The sequence below is a fragment of the Hymenobacter sp. J193 genome (assembly GCF_024700075.1).
Classification (GTDB): domain Bacteria; phylum Bacteroidota; class Bacteroidia; order Cytophagales; family Hymenobacteraceae; genus Hymenobacter.
On sequence record NZ_JAJONE010000001.1, the window covers coordinates 4,835,864 to 4,851,374 of the forward strand.

Annotated in this window: 15 protein-coding genes; 8 read left to right on the forward strand and 7 right to left on the reverse strand. The window is 57.5% G+C overall.

The window, feature by feature from the left end; translation table 11 throughout:
- The first annotated feature begins 31 nt into the window (after positions 1-31).
- The 4 genes from LRS06_RS21235 (at position 32) to LRS06_RS21250 (ending at position 4,802) form a co-directional block, all read left to right on the forward strand.
- Positions 32-1,042 (forward strand): 3-oxoacyl-ACP synthase III family protein, encoded by a 1,011-nt coding sequence (locus LRS06_RS21235; protein ID WP_257873338.1) that lies wholly within the window; start codon positions 32-34, stop codon positions 1,040-1,042.
- 115 nt (positions 1,043-1,157) lie between these two features.
- Positions 1,158-1,817: a metal-dependent transcriptional regulator gene (locus LRS06_RS21240; RefSeq protein WP_257869607.1), complete on the forward strand. Its 660-nt coding sequence runs from the start codon at positions 1,158-1,160 to the stop codon at positions 1,815-1,817.
- Between the two features lie 115 nt (positions 1,818-1,932).
- On the forward strand, positions 1,933-3,312 hold the full coding sequence (gene mnmE, locus LRS06_RS21245; RefSeq protein ID WP_374679411.1) for a tRNA uridine-5-carboxymethylaminomethyl(34) synthesis GTPase MnmE: 1,380 nt from the start codon (positions 1,933-1,935) through the stop codon (positions 3,310-3,312).
- Positions 3,313-3,515: 203 nt separating this feature from the next.
- Positions 3,516-4,802: a citrate synthase gene (locus tag LRS06_RS21250; RefSeq protein WP_257869608.1), complete on the forward strand. Its 1,287-nt coding sequence runs from the start codon at positions 3,516-3,518 to the stop codon at positions 4,800-4,802.
- Positions 4,803-4,879: 77 nt separating this feature from the next.
- Here the strand turns inward: LRS06_RS21250 and LRS06_RS21255 are convergent, their stop codons facing one another.
- The 7 genes from LRS06_RS21255 to lepA form a co-directional block, all read right to left on the reverse strand.
- The gene (locus LRS06_RS21255; RefSeq protein ID WP_257869609.1) at positions 4,880-5,260 is read right to left on the reverse strand and encodes a hypothetical protein; all 381 of its coding nucleotides are present in this window, start codon (positions 5,258-5,260) and stop codon (positions 4,880-4,882) included.
- 212 nt (positions 5,261-5,472) lie between these two features.
- Entirely contained in the window at positions 5,473-5,856 is a 384-nt protein-coding gene (locus tag LRS06_RS21260; protein ID WP_257869610.1) for a hypothetical protein, read from the reverse strand.
- A 310-nt stretch (positions 5,857-6,166) separates the two neighbouring features.
- The gene (locus tag LRS06_RS21265; RefSeq protein WP_257869611.1) at positions 6,167-8,101 is read right to left on the reverse strand and encodes an OmpA family protein; all 1,935 of its coding nucleotides are present in this window, start codon (positions 8,099-8,101) and stop codon (positions 6,167-6,169) included.
- A gap of 16 nt (positions 8,102-8,117) precedes the next feature.
- Positions 8,118-8,699 carry a 7-carboxy-7-deazaguanine synthase QueE gene (locus LRS06_RS21270; RefSeq protein ID WP_257873349.1) on the reverse strand — a complete coding sequence of 194 codons (582 nt, stop codon included), beginning with the start codon at positions 8,697-8,699 and terminating at the stop codon, positions 8,118-8,120.
- Between the two features lie 211 nt (positions 8,700-8,910).
- A complete protein-coding gene (locus LRS06_RS21275) occupies positions 8,911-9,822 on the reverse strand; it encodes a bifunctional 5,10-methylenetetrahydrofolate dehydrogenase/5,10-methenyltetrahydrofolate cyclohydrolase (RefSeq protein ID WP_257869612.1) in 912 nt (303 codons plus the stop codon).
- A 545-nt stretch (positions 9,823-10,367) separates the two neighbouring features.
- Entirely contained in the window at positions 10,368-10,547 is a 180-nt protein-coding gene (locus tag LRS06_RS21280) for a hypothetical protein (RefSeq protein WP_257869613.1), read from the reverse strand.
- Positions 10,548-10,653: 106 nt separating this feature from the next.
- The gene (lepA, locus tag LRS06_RS21285; RefSeq protein WP_257869614.1) at positions 10,654-12,441 is read right to left on the reverse strand and encodes a translation elongation factor 4; all 1,788 of its coding nucleotides are present in this window, start codon (positions 12,439-12,441) and stop codon (positions 10,654-10,656) included.
- A 132-nt stretch (positions 12,442-12,573) separates the two neighbouring features.
- Here lepA and LRS06_RS21290 point away from each other — a divergent pair, with 132 nt between their 5' ends.
- The 4 genes from LRS06_RS21290 to LRS06_RS21305 all read left to right on the forward strand — a co-directional run bounded on the left by LRS06_RS21290 (position 12,574) and on the right by LRS06_RS21305 (position 15,475).
- The gene (locus LRS06_RS21290; RefSeq protein ID WP_257869615.1) at positions 12,574-13,422 is read left to right on the forward strand and encodes a hypothetical protein; all 849 of its coding nucleotides are present in this window, start codon (positions 12,574-12,576) and stop codon (positions 13,420-13,422) included.
- A 125-nt stretch (positions 13,423-13,547) separates the two neighbouring features.
- Positions 13,548-13,901: a hypothetical protein gene (locus LRS06_RS21295; RefSeq protein WP_257869616.1), complete on the forward strand. Its 354-nt coding sequence runs from the start codon at positions 13,548-13,550 to the stop codon at positions 13,899-13,901.
- 110 nt (positions 13,902-14,011) lie between these two features.
- The gene (locus LRS06_RS21300; RefSeq protein WP_257869617.1) at positions 14,012-14,419 is read left to right on the forward strand and encodes a heme-binding protein; all 408 of its coding nucleotides are present in this window, start codon (positions 14,012-14,014) and stop codon (positions 14,417-14,419) included.
- Positions 14,420-15,031: 612 nt separating this feature from the next.
- Complete coding sequence (locus LRS06_RS21305; RefSeq protein WP_257869618.1) at positions 15,032-15,475, forward strand: hypothetical protein; 444 nt, start codon at positions 15,032-15,034, stop codon at positions 15,473-15,475.
- Positions 15,476-15,511 lie beyond the last annotated feature (36 nt).

The following is a 15,511-nucleotide window of genomic DNA, read 5'->3' on the forward strand; positions in this document are numbered from 1 at the left end:
CTTTTTCCCGCTAAATCCCCCCTCTCCTTTTATGTCTACTCTTCACCGCAGCGAAATTGCCGGCGTCGGCCATTATGTGCCCGACCGCGTAGTGCCCAACGCCGACCTCGAACAGCTCATGGAAACCACCGACGCGTGGATTCAGGAACGCACCGGCATCCGGGAGCGGCGCTGGTTTGAGGAAGGCAAGGACACCACGGCCAATATGGGCGCCAACGCGGCCCGCAAGGCTCTGGAAATGGCCGGCCTGCAGCCCGACGATGTTCAGCTTATCGTTTTCGCCACGCTCTCCCCCGATTACCTGTTCCCCGGCTCCGGGGTTCTGCTGCAGCGCGAGTTGGGCATCAAGGCGCATATTCCGGCCTTCGACGTGCGTAACCAGTGCTCGGGCTTTATCTACGCGCTGAGCATGGCCGATCAGTTCATCAAAACCGGCATGTACGAAACGGCGCTGGTGGTGGGCTCCGAAATTCACTCCTCGGGGCTCGATAAAAGCACCCGTGGCCGGGCCGTATCGGTTATTTTCGGGGATGGCGCCGGGGCCGTGCTTTTGCGCCGCAGCACCGACGAAAACCGCGGTATCCTGAGCACGCACCTGCACTCCCAGGGCGAGTTTGCCGAGGAGCTGATTACCCGGGAGCCGGGCTCCAACCGCGACAACCGCGTGCAGGTTGTGCTCGACAAGCCCGAGGACATGTACCCGTACATGAACGGCCAGCAGGTGTTCAAGCACGCCGTTACGCGCTTTCCCGAGGTTATCAAGGAAGCCCTCGACCAGAACGGCTACCAGGCCCAGGACATCGACATGCTGATTCCGCACCAAGCCAACCTGCGCATCACCCAGTACGTGGGCCAGAAGCTGGGCTTGAGCGAAGACAAGGTGTTCAGCAACATTCAGCGCTACGGCAACACCACGGCCGCCTCCGTTCCCATTGCCTTGAGCGAAGCCGTGCAGGAAGGCCGCATCAAGCGCGGCGACCTGGTGTGCCTGGCCGCCTTCGGCTCCGGCTTCACATGGGCTTCGGCGCTGGTGAAGTGGTAGATTTTTAATTAAGAATTAAGAATTAGTAAGTAAGAATGTGCCTTCGAGGCTCATTCTGCAGGTAAAAGCACACCGCCACCTGCAATTATTAATTCTTAATTATTAATTCCCATACATGCCCAGCTACACCGAGGAGAACTACCTGAAAGCCATTTACAAGCTGGCGGAAACCACGCCGGGCGCCGACGTGACGACCAACAGCATCTCGGAGGTGCTGCAGACACGGCCTGCCTCGGTGACGGATATGTTGCGGCGGCTAAGTGAGAAAGGCCTGCTCAACTACCAGCGCTACCGGGGCGTGTCGCTCACGCCGGAGGGCCGGCGGGTGGCCTTGCTCACTATCCGCAAGCATAGGCTCTGGGAAGTGTTTCTGGTGCAGCAGCTGGGCTTCACCTGGGACGAGGTGCATGAGGTGGCCGAGGAGCTGGAGCACATCCAGTCGCCGCTCCTGGTGCAGCGCCTCGATGAGTTTCTGGGCTTTCCGCAGACCGACCCCCACGGAGACCCTATCCCGGCCGCCGACGGCTCCGTTCACCGCACCCGCCACCGCCTCGTGGCCGACCTTGCCCTGGGCGAAGCCGGCACCGTGGTGGCCGTGCGCAACACCGCCGTACCCTTCCTGCAGTACCTCGACAAGGTAGGATTACGGCTGGGCTCCCGACTTGAAGTACTGGATAAGACCGAGTTTGATAACTCTCTGGAAGTCAACATCGACAACTCCCGCCGCCAGCATATTTCTGCCGAGGTTTCCCGCAACCTGTTCGTCTCGCTTTAAACGGTGAGCTGGTGGAATAGTGCGTTTGACGTTCTACTCGCGCAATTAGCGCAAGCGGCGCAGAAAGAACATCAAACGCAGCATTTTACCATTACACCATTTCACCATTTCACCGTTGCTGCCTCCCGCTCTTTCCGATACCATTGTGGCCTTGTCCACGCCGCCCGGCGCGGGCGCCATTGCGGTGCTGCGCCTCTCGGGTCCGCAGGCCATCCAGCTCACCGACGGCCTTTTCGCGGGCAAGCGCCTGCACGAGCAACCGGGCCATACCCTGCACTACGGCACCCTGCGCGACGAGGGCCGCATTCTGGATGAGGTGGTGGTTTCCCTGTTTCGGGGGCCGCACTCCTACACTCGGGAGGATGTGGTGGAAATCAGCTGCCACGGCTCCGACTACATTGTGCAGCAGGTGCTGGCCGCGCTGGTGCGCCGTGGGGCCCGCCTAGCCGAGGCCGGGGAGTTTACCAAGCGTGCCTTCCTGCACGGTGCCTTCGACCTGGCCCAGGCCGAGGCCGTAGCTGACCTTATTGCCGCCGACTCGGCCCTCTCGCACCAGGTGGCCATGCAGCAGATGCGCGGCGGCTTTTCCCGGGAGCTGAAGGACCTGCGTGCCCGGCTGGTGCAGTTTGCGTCGTTGCTGGAGCTGGAGCTGGATTTTGGGGAAGAAGACGTAGAATTTGCCGACCGCACCGGCCTCACCCGCCTGCTGCAGGAGCTGCAAACCGTCATCCGGCAGCTGCTGCGCTCCTTTGAGCTGGGCAACGTCATCAAAAACGGCGTAACGACTGTTATTGCCGGCAAGCCCAACGCGGGTAAATCAACCCTGCTGAACGCTTTGCTGAACGAGGAACGCGCCATCGTTTCGGCGGTGCCCGGCACAACCCGCGACTTTATCGAGGATGAAGTAAGCATCGAAGGCATCCGGTTTCGGTTTGTGGACACGGCTGGCCTGCGCGAAACCACCGACGTGGTGGAGTCCATTGGCGTGGAGCGTACCCGGCAGCGGGTGCGGCAGGCGGCGCTGCTTTTGTATCTGTTCGACCTGACGGCCACAACGCCCGCCGAAGTAGCCGCCGAGCTGGCCGAGCTAAACCCCGAGGGCCGCATTCCCACGCTGGCCGTGGGTAACAAGTTCGACCAGATAAGTACGGCGGAAGCAGCCGCTTTTTCCCAACCCGACACCCTGCTGATTTCGGCTGCCACCGGCCAGGGGCTGCCCGAACTGCAGCAGGCGCTGCTACGGCACGTACGCGGCTCAGGCCTCGACCGCACCGGCTCGGCTACCATCGTAACGAACGTGCGCCACGCCCGCAGCCTGGAAGCGTCCCTTGAAGCCCTGGACGCCGTACTACTGGGCCTGAGCACGCACCACGGCACGGAGTTGCTGGCCGCCGACCTGCGTCGCGCATTGGCTTACCTGGGCGAAATCACCGGCGAAATATCCACCGACGACTTGCTGACCAGCATCTTCACCCAGTTCTGTATCGGGAAATAGCCGGGTCCGCCAGCGTGAGCTATAGGTTTTTAGCAACAACTTTCGGGCGTTTCGCTTAATTATCGGCATAGCGAATAATTTTGCGCTTCGAGCCGAACTTCTACCCCCGGTTGGCGGTAGTATAATGTCCGGCTTTCGGGTCGGGCTTTCCGGCCTGCCGGTAATTCTTTACTTTCGCCCCGCATCCACCCTAATACACGCTTATGGCAGAGTCTGCTGAGATTATCCTTGATGGGAAATCGTACTCCTTCCCCGTCATCGAAGGCACCGAGCACGAAAAGGCAATTGATATTGCCAAGCTGCGCGACCAGACTGGTTATATAACCATCGACTCGGGCTACAAAAACACCGGCGCCACCAAAAGCGCCATCACCTTTCTTGACGGTGAAGAGGGCATTCTGCGCTACCGGGGCTACCCCATCGAGCAATTGGCCGAGCAGTCCAGCTTCCTGGAAGTGGCCTATCTGCTGATCTACGGCAAGCTGCCTACCCAGGCGGAGCTCGACGAGTTCAGCAACCAGATAACCAAGCACACGCTGGTGCACGAAGACGTGCGCAAGATTTTCGACGGTTTTCCCTCGGCAGCCCATCCCATGGCCATCCTGAGCAGCCTGATCTGCGCGCTTACCGCTTTCTACCCCGAAAGCGTGTCGCCGGATCTGAGCAAGGAGAACATTGACCTGAATGTGATTCGGCTGATGGCCAAGCTGCCCACCATTGCCGCCTGGACCTACAAAAACAACATGGGGCACCCGCTGAACTACCCGCGGAACGACCTCGACTATGCCGCCAACTTCCTGTACATGATGTTCAGCTTCCCCACGGAGAAGTACGAAATCAACCCGGTAGTCGTGCGCGCCATCAACAAGCTGCTTATCCTGCACGCCGACCACGAGCAGAACTGCTCTACCTCCACGGTGCGCTTGGTAGGCTCGGCCAATGCCTCGCTTTATGGTTCGGTTTCGGCCGGCATCAACGCCCTGTGGGGCCCGCTGCACGGCGGTGCCAACCAGGAAGTGGTTGAAATGCTGGAAGCCATCCAGCGCGACGGTGGCGACACGAGCAAGTTCATTGCAAAAGCCAAGGACAAGAACGACCCGTTCCGTTTGATGGGCTTCGGTCACCGTGTGTACAAGAACTTCGACCCGCGCGCCAAAATCATCAAAAAAGCCGCCGACGAAGTACTGACCGCCCTAGGCATCAGTGACCCGCTGCTGAAGATTGCACAGGAGCTGGAGCAAGCTGCCCTTACTGATCCGTATTTCATTGAGCGCAAGCTGTATCCGAACGTTGACTTCTACTCCGGCATCATCTACAAAGCCATCGGCATTCCCACCGAAATGTTTACGGTGATGTTTGCCCTGGGCCGCCTGCCCGGATGGATTGCCCAGTGGAAAGAAATGCGCGAAAACAAGGAGCCTATCGGTCGCCCACGCCAGGTGTACACCGGCGAGCTGGACCGCGACTATACGCCCATTGAGCAGCGCTAAGCGTTGCTTAGGCAATAAAAAGGCTACCCGGTACGGGTAGCCTTTTTTTATGGCTTATAACTTATGCTTGTTGAGTGCTAGCGGGCAGCTACGGTTTGGCTATTCAGTACGGCTAGTTGGGGCATCAGCGGCTGCACGCGGGCCATTTGGTCAGGCATCAGGATGGATGCCAGCTGTGCTTCATAGCCAGCCTGAATCCGGGCCAGTTGATTTTCATTTTCCAGAGGAGAGCCAGCGTGCATCTGTACCCGCGCTACTTCCCGCATCATCCGAATGCTCAGGCTGCGCACACGCTTATACTGTCCCTCATTCAACTGGCCCTCATCCGCAAATGAGCGACTGATAGTAGTAGCCTGCCGACTGATGGGCGAGTCACCGGCCGTGTTCATGCAGCCTGACAAAAGACTGCCACCGCATAGCAGCAGCACGGCACAAGCGGAGTGAATAGAAGTACGCATTGGCTGTAAGGGCTATAGGTGCAGACAAGTAAACAGAGGCAGGAAAAAATGAAGGAACGCATTATTTGAATTCCCCTACTTAATCTTGACCAAAGATAATAATATCCAATCGTATTCCAGTGAATAGTGACAACTTATTTTGTTAATGTTATAAAAATACAAAAGCACCTACTCGCGCAGGTGCTTTTGACAGTTGACTGGAGTGGCTTGTGTTAGTTGGCCATAATGCTCAGGGCAGTCATGTTCGTTTGGGCTTCCTGATACAAGGCCAACTGCCGGGGGCGCAACAAATCGGCTAGCGCCTGCTCATACTGCTGTTGGGCATCTGCCAACTGCTGGTCGAGTATCTCAGGGTCGGCGGCATAGCGCGACTTCAGGTCATCCACGGCAATGAGCATCCGGGTGTTGAGCTTTTTGATTTTGAGATACTGCCCTTCGTCCAACTGCATGGCACTGGCCATGGAGCGCGAAAGTTTGGTCGCGCGGGCTGCAATAGCCGCGCCGTGGTCGGTGGTGATGGTGGTGACACCGGAACCCGCTTGGCTGGCCGTGCCCAGCGCCAGCAGCATTCCAATGAGTAAGCAGAGCTTTTTCATACGTAAAAGAGGGTTAGGTAAGAGAGTGAGGAAAAGAAGAAAGAAAAGCGAAAACACAGCGTCTGGCTTCTAAGGAAAATAGAACCTGGCCCCTTGCTAGCAAAGATACAGGAAGTTTTGATTTAAAAAATAAAAATTATTACTATTCTAATTTAAAGCTTTTAGACCAAATAACTATAATATAGATTATCAGCTCATTAATTGGCTTATGAAAAACTTCAACTATAAGTAAACTCAGGGCCTTCAAAACATAAAAAAAGCCCTGCTCGGTGAAGAACAGGGCTGCTCAGCCTTTCAAAGTGCAAGTAGCTTACAGAATCCGAAACTCAATCCGACGATTTTGCTGCCGGTTGCTGTCTGTGTCATTTGGTACCAGCGGCTTGGTTTCGCCGTAGCCTCTGAACCGCAGCCGGTTTGCGGAAATGCCGTTCCCTGCCAGATAGTCGTACACGGAGCGGGCCCGGTTCAGGGAAAGTTTTTCGTTGTCGTTATCAGCCCCGATATCATCGGTATGGCCGGCTATTTCCACCTGCACATCCTTGTACTGGCGCATGAAAGCAATCAGCCGGTTAAGCTCCGTGCGCGAGGTAGGCTTAAGCTTGTACTCGTTGGTTTCGAAAAACAGGTTGTTAAGCACCATCGTGCGGCCGGCGCGCAGCGGATCCAGATACAAGTCCAGCGTGAGCGGGTCGAAGGCGTGTTTGTCGGTGTAGTCGAAGCTCATGCTTTTAAGCAGATAGCCATCGGCTGAAGCGTACATGGCATACTGCCGGCCTTCGTTGAGCACCACGGTATAGTCGCCATCCAGGGGGTCAGACGTCACGTACTGAACCAGCTCGTTGGTTTGCAGATCATAGAGCTGCACATCAGCTTTCAGCGGCTTTTTGGTAGTGGCGTCGAACACGCGGCCTTGGGTGTAGGTGCTGGTTTCGCGTGACCGAACGGCCTTGGGAACGTCGAACGAAAACAGCTCCACCGGCCGGTCCCGCTCCATAACGCCGGGCTCGTTGGGGCGGGTGCGCGAGCAGTAGCCCCGGCTGTTATCGGAGGCGATAAAGAGCGAGGCTTCGTTTTCGTGGGTGTTGAGTGGGTAGCCCAGGTTTTCGGGCAGCGACCAAGCAGTTCCGGTCAGATTACACTTATACACGTCGAGCCCGCCCATACCTACCAGCCCATCCGTGACGTAGTACAGCGTGGTGCCGCTGGCATGGATGAAGGGCGCCATATCCTTGCCGGCGGTATTGACGGGTGTGCCCAGGTTGTGAGCAGGGCTCCAGGTACCGTCTTCCTGCAGCGTCGTCACGTAAATATCTTCCAGGCCCTGCCCGCCGCGCCGGTCGGAGGTGAAGTACAGCGTACGGCCATCGGCCGACAACGACGGCTGCGAATCCCAGGCAACGGAGTTGACCAGCTTGCCCAGGTTGCGGGGCTTACTCCAGTTGTTGCCGGTGCGCCGCGAAATGTACAGGTCGCAGTTGCCTACCGAGCCGGGCCGGTCGCAGGACGCAAACACCAGGGTTTTGCCGTCGCCGGAAATCGAGCCGGCGCCTTCATTCAGCTGCGTGTTGATAGCGGCCGAAATGGGTTGCGGTGTACCCAGAGTGCCATCCTTGTTTTGCCGGCTTAGGTACAGGTCTTCGTCGCTCTGGGCCGTAGGCCGGGCCGTATACAGCAGGAAGCGGTTATCGGCGGTGATGGAAGGGAAGTACTGGTAGCGGAACGTATTGAGGGGCTCGGCCACGCGCTGGGGGGCCGGGCCGGTAGGCGCCGCTACGGCCTGCACCGCAAACTCACAGTTTAGTAATTGCTGATGCGCCTTGGGAATGCTACGTTGGCCTTTGGGGGCCGATTTCAGGAAGCGGCTGTAGCTTTCCCCTGCCACCGGGTATTCGCCGAAGCTCATAGCCAGTTCTCCCAGCGTAAAATAGTCCAGAAACCGGGCCGGGTCGAAAGGCAGCAGCTTCAGGCCCCGCTCGTACGCTTCGTAGGCTGCGCGGGTGTTGCCGGTAGCTTTCAGCAGGGAGCCTTTTACCAGGTACGGCTCGCCCAGCGAAGGAAACTTCGCGTTCAGCACCTGCAGCGTTTCAATAGCCTTGTCGAACTCCCGGTTTTTGGCCTGGCTCTGGGCTTTCTCAAACAGGTTACGCGCCTTGGTATTGTTGGTCGACAGCTTTTGCTGTGCGTATAGCGGCGGCCCGGCCAGCAAGGCCAGCGCGAATAAGGCAACAACGAAGAAACGACACATACACGGTGGTGGGAGCTTAAGGAATATCGAGGTACTTATGCGTTTGTAGGGACACCTGCCACTGCGGGTGCTCCTTCACGTAGTCGATGAGCAGGGGGGTAATTGCGGCGGCTTTGCTCCACTCCGGCTGCAGATAAAGGCGCGTGTGCGGCCCGGCCAAAGCGGCGTGCTGTTCGGCCCAGGCAAAGTCGCTCTTGTTGAACACCACTACCTTCAGTTCGTGCGCCTGTGCTACCACGTCGGGCCGCGGCGCCTTGAACTTCTTGGGCGACACGCACACCCAGTCCCAGACACCCGTGAGCGGATAGGCGCCCGAGGTTTCCAGCCAGGTTTGGCAGCCTGCTTCTTTCAGAGCCTTGGTGAGGCCTGTAAGATCGTACATCAGCGGCTCGCCCCCGGTGATGACCACGTTGCGGCCAGGATGCGCGGTGGCGGCCTGCACCATATCGGCCAGGAACACGCGCGGGTGCTGGCCGGCATCCCAAGATTCCTTTACGTCGCACCACACGCAGCCTACGTCGCATCCACCCAGACGCAGAAAATAGGCCGCGCGCCCGGCGTTATACCCCTCACCCTGAATAGTATAAAACTGTTCCATCAGCGGCAGGGCCGCCGTGGTATCCGGCGTGAGGGAGGAAAGGACGGGCAGAGAAGTCAGCAAGTCAGTCAAAGCGCAAGCAAAATCAAAAAGGCCGGTTTCCGGGGCGGAACCAGCTACCTCGCAGCATAGTTCCGTCCCGGACGTCCGACCTGAAAAGTAACAGAATCCGGCGGCAAATGAAAGCTAAAGATACCGGAAAAATAGGATTCTACCGGGCGTATACCTCGCCTTTGGCTGCCCGCAAGGTATTGAGCAGTAGCATGGCAATGGTCATAGGGCCCACGCCGCCGGGCACGGGCGTGATGTAGGAAGTGAGCGGAGCTACTTCATCGAACTTCACGTCGCCCTTCAGCGCCCAACCGGCTTTCCGGCTGGCATCTTCCACCCGGGTAGTACCCACGTCAATAACCACGGCGCCGGGCTTCACCATATCGGCCGTCACGAACTCCGGGCGGCCCAGGGCAGCCACCAGGATATCGGCCGTGCGGGTAATTTCGGCCAGGTTCTGGGTGCGCGAGTGGCATAAAGTAACCGTGCAGTTGCCGGGCTCCAAGTTCTTAGCCAGCAGGATGCTAACCGGCGTACCCACGATGTTGCTTCGGCCGATAACCACGCAGTGCTTGCCATCGGTAGGCAGCTTATAGCGGCGCAGCAGTTCCACAATGCCCGAGGGCGTTGCGGGCAGCAGCGCGGGCAGCCCGGCCACCATCCGGCCGATGTTCATGGGGTGAAAACCGTCCACGTCCTTTTCGGGGCGGATGGCCTCAATCACCTTTTCGGAGGAAATGTGGCGTGGCAAGGGCAGCTGCACGATGAAGCCGTCGATGTTGTCGTCTTCGTTCAGCTCCGCTACTTTGGCCAGCAGCTCGGCTTCCGTCATGGTGTCTTCGTAGCGGAGCAGGGTGCTTTCGAAGCCGACCCGCTCGCAGGCCAGCACCTTGTTGCGCACGTAGGTTTCGGAGCCGCCATCGTGGCCCACCAGCACGGCGGCCAGGTGGGGCACTTTCTGACCAGCGGCGCGGCGCTGGGCTACTTCGGCGGCAATTTCTTCTTTAATGGCCTCGGCGGTCTGCTTGCCGTCGATAAGGCGGTAGGTGGGGGCGTCGGGGGCTGTGGTCATGGTTGTGAGGTATGATGAAATGTCGGGGTCTGTATACCGGCTCACGTCTATTCGCCCGTCCGGCATCGAAGAGTAGGTAGTTTGCTCTAGTGGAAAAATAACTAGCCAGTCGCCACAGGTAATAAGCTGCTGTCCATCTGTGAAGTCAAGAGTTAAAGTCCCATCTTTATCAAGAGAAACATCTAAAATCTGAGTATTACTCAGCGAGAAGATATTAGGTGTGTAAAGCCATGCAAACCATCCATCGAATGACTTTTCATCACATTTACTTATCAGCTTTCCTTGCTTAACTATTTTCCAATGGCTGCCTAGCCACAAGTCAATATCAGGCACTTCTTGCTCTCTAACTACCTCACTGTTGATTTCCGCTGCTAAGCTGTTTAGCTTGATAAGATGCTTTCGGCCTATATACAACTGGTATGACTTCATCCATGTAGCCCAAACTTGCATTCCCACCATTTGCTTAGTGATGGGAAGAAATTCAGCGGAAGAAATAGTTTTCGCAGACTTTTCTGGGAAAAGGACAGCCATACTATGCCTTTAGGTTACTCCTGCTCCGCCTTGGCTTTGCTTTCGTGGGCGGCAATGGCTTCGCGGCCGGCATCGAGGATGTTTTTTTCCATTACGGGCCAATCGTCGCGCCAGCGGAACTTGCGCTCCTGGCCGCGGCGGATTTTTTCCAGCTGTTCTTCGCTGGTACAGTTACTCGTGAGGTTGTTCGACATGGGGTGAGGCAGTAATCATACCTCGCCGTGTCAGGGGAAGTGTATGAGGTGAAAATGAAGGTTACAACACAAAAAAACGCGCCCCGGCGGGACGCGTTTCACTTACTTAGTCAATTTTCAGCACGGCCAGGAAGGCCTCCTGCGGAATCTCAACGGACCCTACCTGGCGCATCCGCTTCTTGCCTTCTTTCTGCTTTTCGAGCAGCTTGCGCTTGCGGCTGATGTCACCGCCGTAGCACTTGGCAATAACGTTTTTGCGCAGAGCCTTCACCGTTTCGCGGGCAATGATTTTCTGCCCGATGCTGGCCTGAATGGCAATTTCGAACTGCTGGCGGGGCAGCAGCTCGCGCAGCTTTTCGCAGAGGCGGCGGCCCCAGTCGTAGCTTTTGCTGCGGTGCACAATGGCCGACAGCGCGTCCACTTTCTCCCCGTTCAGCATCACGTCCAGCTTCACCATGTCCGACTCGCGGAAGCCGATCAGCTCGTAGTCGAGGGAAGCATAGCCGCGCGAAATGGTTTTGAGCTTGTCGAAGAAGTCGAACACGATTTCCGACAGCGGCAGCTCAAATGTCAGCTCCACCCGCTCGCTCGTCAGGTAGCTCTGACCCTTGATGATGCCGCGCTTTTCCATGCACAGGGTGATAATGGCCCCCACATAATCGGCCGCCGTGATGATCTGGGCCTTGATGAAAGGCTCTTCGATGAGCTTGATCATGTTCGGCTCCGGCATTTCGGAGGGCGCGTTGATGGTCAGCAGCTGGTCCTTGGTGCCGGTAGCATGAAACTGTACCGAGGGCACGGTGGTAATCACCGTCATGTTGAACTCACGCTCCAGGCGCTCCTGCACAATCTCCATGTGGAGCATGCCCAGGAACCCGCAGCGGAACCCGAAGCCCAGGGCCACTGAGGTTTCGGGCTCCCACACCAGGGAGGCGTCGTTGAGCTGCAGCTTTTCCATGCAGGAGCGCAGCTCTTCGTATTCGGTGGTATCCACGGGGTAAATGCCGGCAAATACCATGGGTTTCACGTCCTCAAAGCCCTGAATGGCCTCGGCCGTGGGGCGCGCTACGTGCGTGATGGTGTCGCCGACCTTTACTTCGCGGGCTTCCTTGATGCCGGAAATCAGGTAGCCTACGTTGCCGGCGGCTACTTCCTGGCGGGGCTCCTGGTTGAGGCCCAGAATACCGATTTCGTCGGCGCCGTATTCCTTGCCGGTAGCCATGAAGCGGAGCTTGTCGCCCTTGCGCATGGTGCCGTTCTTGATGCGGAACAGGACTTCGATACCCCGGTAGGAGTTGAAAACCGAGTCGAAGATCAGGGCCTGCAGCGGAGCTTCCGGGTCGCCTTTCGGGGCCGGAATCCGCTCACAGATGGCGTTCAGAATAGCTTCAATGCCAATACCGGCCTTGCCCGAGGCCGGAATGATTTCGTCCCGGTCGCAGCCAATCAGATCCACAATTTCGTCCGACACTTCCTCCGGCATGGAGTGGGGCAGGTCAATTTTGTTGAGAACCGGAATGATGGTAAGGTCAGAGCCGATGGCCAGGTACAGGTTGGAAATTGTCTGCGCCTCAATCCCCTGCGAGGAGTCCACAATCAGCAGGGCCCCTTCGCAGGCAGCAATGGAGCGGGATACTTCGTAGCTGAAATCGACGTGACCGGGCGTATCAATCAGGTTGAGCGTGTACTGCTCGCCCTTGTACTGATACTGCATCTGGATGGCGTGGCTCTTGATGGTGATGCCCCGCTCCCGCTCCAGGTCCATGTTGTCAAGCAGCTGGGCTTGCATATCGCGCTTGGCCACAGTACTGGTAAATTCCAGCAGGCGGTCGGCCAGCGTACTTTTGCCGTGGTCGATGTGGGCGATGATGCAGAAATTGCGGATGTTCTTCACTAGAGGCAGTTTTTTCTAGCTGCGAAGGTACGCAAAACGGCCCGGAAAAGCTAGTTTACCCGAGTTGGCCGGTGCATATGGCCGCCTGCGGGGCATTCAGTATCTTGGGCTGCGAACTGCTTTTTTCCTGCTATGAATGTCGAGCTTACCCGTCCTGTTTCCCGCCTGGAGTCCAGCAAAGCCACCATTACGGCCCTCAACTCCACTGCTCTCTACGTGCTGGCCTACCTGCTGGCTTACGGGGTACACCAGCTGGCTACGGCGGCCATGGCTCACCGGCTGGGTATTCCACTCACGGTGCACGTGAGCCACATTCAGTTTCTGATTTCCAACCAGCAGTGGTGGCGCATTGCCGTTATTGCGGTGTACGGGGCAGGTCCGCTGCTGTGCCTGCTGCTGGCCGTAGGGTTTGGGGTGCTGTTCTGGTTTCGGGGTCGGGGCCGCAAGGGCCGCCTCAAGCTGCTGTACTTCTGGCTGGCTCTCCACACTTTCAACCTGGTGGTGGGCGGGCTCATTGCCGGCTGCTTTACCCACAAAGGCTTCTGGTACGTGCCGCGCTGGCTGTTTATTTCGGGGGGCCAGACGCTGCCCATCGTGCTGGCCGTAGTAGGTGGCCTGATAGCCGTGCTGGTGGGCTACTTCTCGGCGGTGGCCTTTCTGCAAAGCCACGACTCGCGCACCATGATGCTCTACCAGAACCGGGGGCAGCTGATTTTTACCGGTCTGGTGGTGCCCTGGCTGGGGGGCAGCGCCTTTCTGGCTTTGCTGAAGTTACCCGACCTGACGCGTCACGAGGGCCTATTGTTTCTCACGATGGGTCTGCTCGTGTTGCCGCTCAGCGTTGCCAGTAGCAAGGAGCTGTTTGAGGAAACCGTGCCGGACCCCCAGAAAACGGCTATTGCCTCGGGCTTCGTGGTGCTTACGCTGCTGCTGGCCCTGCTCTGGCGGCTGGTATTCAGCACCGGCATCAACTGGCACTAATCTGTGGCTTGTTGGCAGCTGCCAACAAGCCAGCCGGGCATCAACGCCCTAGCCGACTCCTGCGTAAACCGTAGCGAGGCCAACCACCGGCGGCTGGCTTATCCTCTCACTCAACCTCCCTTCCTATGAGCCTCCACCTGAACCCCCAGGCGGTGAAGCTTGCCCAACAGCTCATTGCCGACGGCAAATTCAAGAACGATTCCGGACACTGGGGCGAGCACAACCCGGACGCCGGCGCCGAAAACAAGTTCCTCGATCAGCATGAAATGGCGGAGTATGCCAACTGGCACCTGGGCATCGACACAGATATGGGCGAGGACGCCAAAGGCCGCTATAAATTCCCCTTCGGCGACTTCAAAACCGTGCACCGCGACGGGCTTATTGCGGCCAAAGAGCGCGCCGCTCAGCAGGGCTACCACGAAATTGAGACAGCCGCCGACGAGCTGCTCCAGACCCTGGAAAAGCAGGCCGCGAAGTAGCGTTAAGCAGGTAGGCCGGCTTTATAGTGCCTGAAATGCTGATTGCTCGAACATGACGGGCGGAATACCGTTGTTGTTCAGACACTTTCCTTGACCAACACCGAACTACCATGGGCATTACCCTCAAACAAGCACAGCAGGCAGTACAGGCCGCGCACGAAAAAGCGCTGGAAATGGGCGTTAAAATGAACATAGCCGTGGTGGACTCCGGTGCCAACCTCGTAGCCTTTATCCGTATGGACGACGCCTGGCTCGGTTCCCTCGATATTTCCATCAAAAAGGCCAAAACTGCCCGCTTCTTCGATATGCCCACCGGCGACCTGGGGCAGGCCTCGCAGCCCGGTGGCTCGCTCTATAACATCGAGCATTCCAATGGTGGCCTTATCACCTTCCCCGGCGGCATCCCGCTCAAAAACAAGGAAGGGCAGATTTTCGGTGCCATTGGCGTGTCGGGCAGCACTGTGGAAGACGACCACGCCGTAGCTCAGGCAGGCGTGCAGGCCCTGGCAAACGAATAGTACTCCGGGCTAAGCTTTCAATATCCGCGCTGACTACTACCACCCCGGCCAGCCACCGTTAAAAATGATCCATGCCATCAGCCGTTAGCTTTTCGGTGAGATGTGGCTGCTGAGTTGTTAAAGGCGGCTGGCCGGGGTTTCGGCTGCGGTTGACGGAACTGTGGTAAATGACGCCGAAACAGCTCCGGTCCGGCGGGCGTAGCCCGTCGGGCCGGTTGAAGGTAGCTGACACCCGCCCGATGACGAAACAACAACGGCACGCAGAAACCGGCCCGACGGCTTGCAGCCGCCGGACTGGAACGCCCCTTGTCAACCAGATAGCAGCTGTTGTGAAGCGGTTAGCAGCCATTGTGAGCAGGGGTCGGAAGGCATTGTACAGGTTAACGCCTATTGTGAAGCGGTCAGATGCCATTGTGAGCAGGTCAGCACACATTGTCACCCCCGTCAAGGCGCAATGTCACCAAGACAGCGGGCTATGTGACTCGTTCATAACGCATTGCTACCCGGCCACCAGCCTTTGCCACCCCGGCAGCAGTCAATGACATAACGTTAGCATTTACTGCTACTTTCAACGTGTAACTTGTCGCTTTGCTTCAAAACGCTTCCACCGCTATGAAATCATCATTAGTTCCCACCCCTGCCAAACGCGGCTGCCTATGGTATGCTGGCGCAGTTGCCGTTGGGGCATTTGGGTTAGTAGTACTGCTTGTAGTACTGTTTATTGTGGGGCTTATAAAAGCGTCTAACGATCTTGGTTCGCATTCCACCGTCGTTTCTATTCACGACCAAACTTATCTGGAAGCCGTGACCACAAATCACGGCGAGGGGTTTCTAGACGGGTACAACTGGTTGGAAGTGTACTACGTTCGTGATGGCTGGTTTTGGAATGACAGAGTACGTGTGTATAATTTCCCTAATGTCAGTGACTCTGAAATTGGGTTTAACCGCAGCATAGACCAGAACGGGCAGGTACAGATTCAAATAAAGCAGGGAGGAATCGGTGACAGCCTAGTGCTGGCCACCTTTGTACCACCTGCGTCTTTTCCTAAGGAGTAGCGACTCTCCGCAGTAACTTGAGTATCTACGCCTACC

What these genes read in the sequence shown, in the direction of transcription:
- LRS06_RS21235 (WP_257873338.1), top strand. Translation starts at nt 32, where the DNA reads ATGTCTACTCTTCACCGCAGCGAAATTGCCGGCGTCGGCCATTATGTG.
- LRS06_RS21240 (WP_257869607.1), top strand. Translation starts at nt 1,158, where the DNA reads ATGCCCAGCTACACCGAGGAGAACTACCTGAAAGCCATTTACAAGCTG.
- LRS06_RS21250 (WP_257869608.1), top strand. Translation starts at nt 3,516, where the DNA reads ATGGCAGAGTCTGCTGAGATTATCCTTGATGGGAAATCGTACTCCTTC.
- LRS06_RS21255 (WP_257869609.1), bottom strand. Translation starts at nt 5,260, where the DNA reads ATGCGTACTTCTATTCACTCCGCTTGTGCCGTGCTGCTGCTATGCGGT.
- LRS06_RS21260 (WP_257869610.1), bottom strand. Translation starts at nt 5,856, where the DNA reads ATGAAAAAGCTCTGCTTACTCATTGGAATGCTGCTGGCGCTGGGCACG.
- LRS06_RS21265 (WP_257869611.1), bottom strand. Translation starts at nt 8,101, where the DNA reads ATGTGTCGTTTCTTCGTTGTTGCCTTATTCGCGCTGGCCTTGCTGGCC.
- LRS06_RS21270 (WP_257873349.1), bottom strand. Translation starts at nt 8,699, where the DNA reads ATGGAACAGTTTTATACTATTCAGGGTGAGGGGTATAACGCCGGGCGC.
- LRS06_RS21275 (WP_257869612.1), bottom strand. Translation starts at nt 9,822, where the DNA reads ATGACCACAGCCCCCGACGCCCCCACCTACCGCCTTATCGACGGCAAG.
- LRS06_RS21280 (WP_257869613.1), bottom strand. Translation starts at nt 10,547, where the DNA reads ATGTCGAACAACCTCACGAGTAACTGTACCAGCGAAGAACAGCTGGAA.
- LRS06_RS21290 (WP_257869615.1), top strand. Translation starts at nt 12,574, where the DNA reads ATGAATGTCGAGCTTACCCGTCCTGTTTCCCGCCTGGAGTCCAGCAAA.
- LRS06_RS21295 (WP_257869616.1), top strand. Translation starts at nt 13,548, where the DNA reads ATGAGCCTCCACCTGAACCCCCAGGCGGTGAAGCTTGCCCAACAGCTC.
- LRS06_RS21300 (WP_257869617.1), top strand. Translation starts at nt 14,012, where the DNA reads ATGGGCATTACCCTCAAACAAGCACAGCAGGCAGTACAGGCCGCGCAC.
- LRS06_RS21305 (WP_257869618.1), top strand. Translation starts at nt 15,032, where the DNA reads ATGAAATCATCATTAGTTCCCACCCCTGCCAAACGCGGCTGCCTATGG.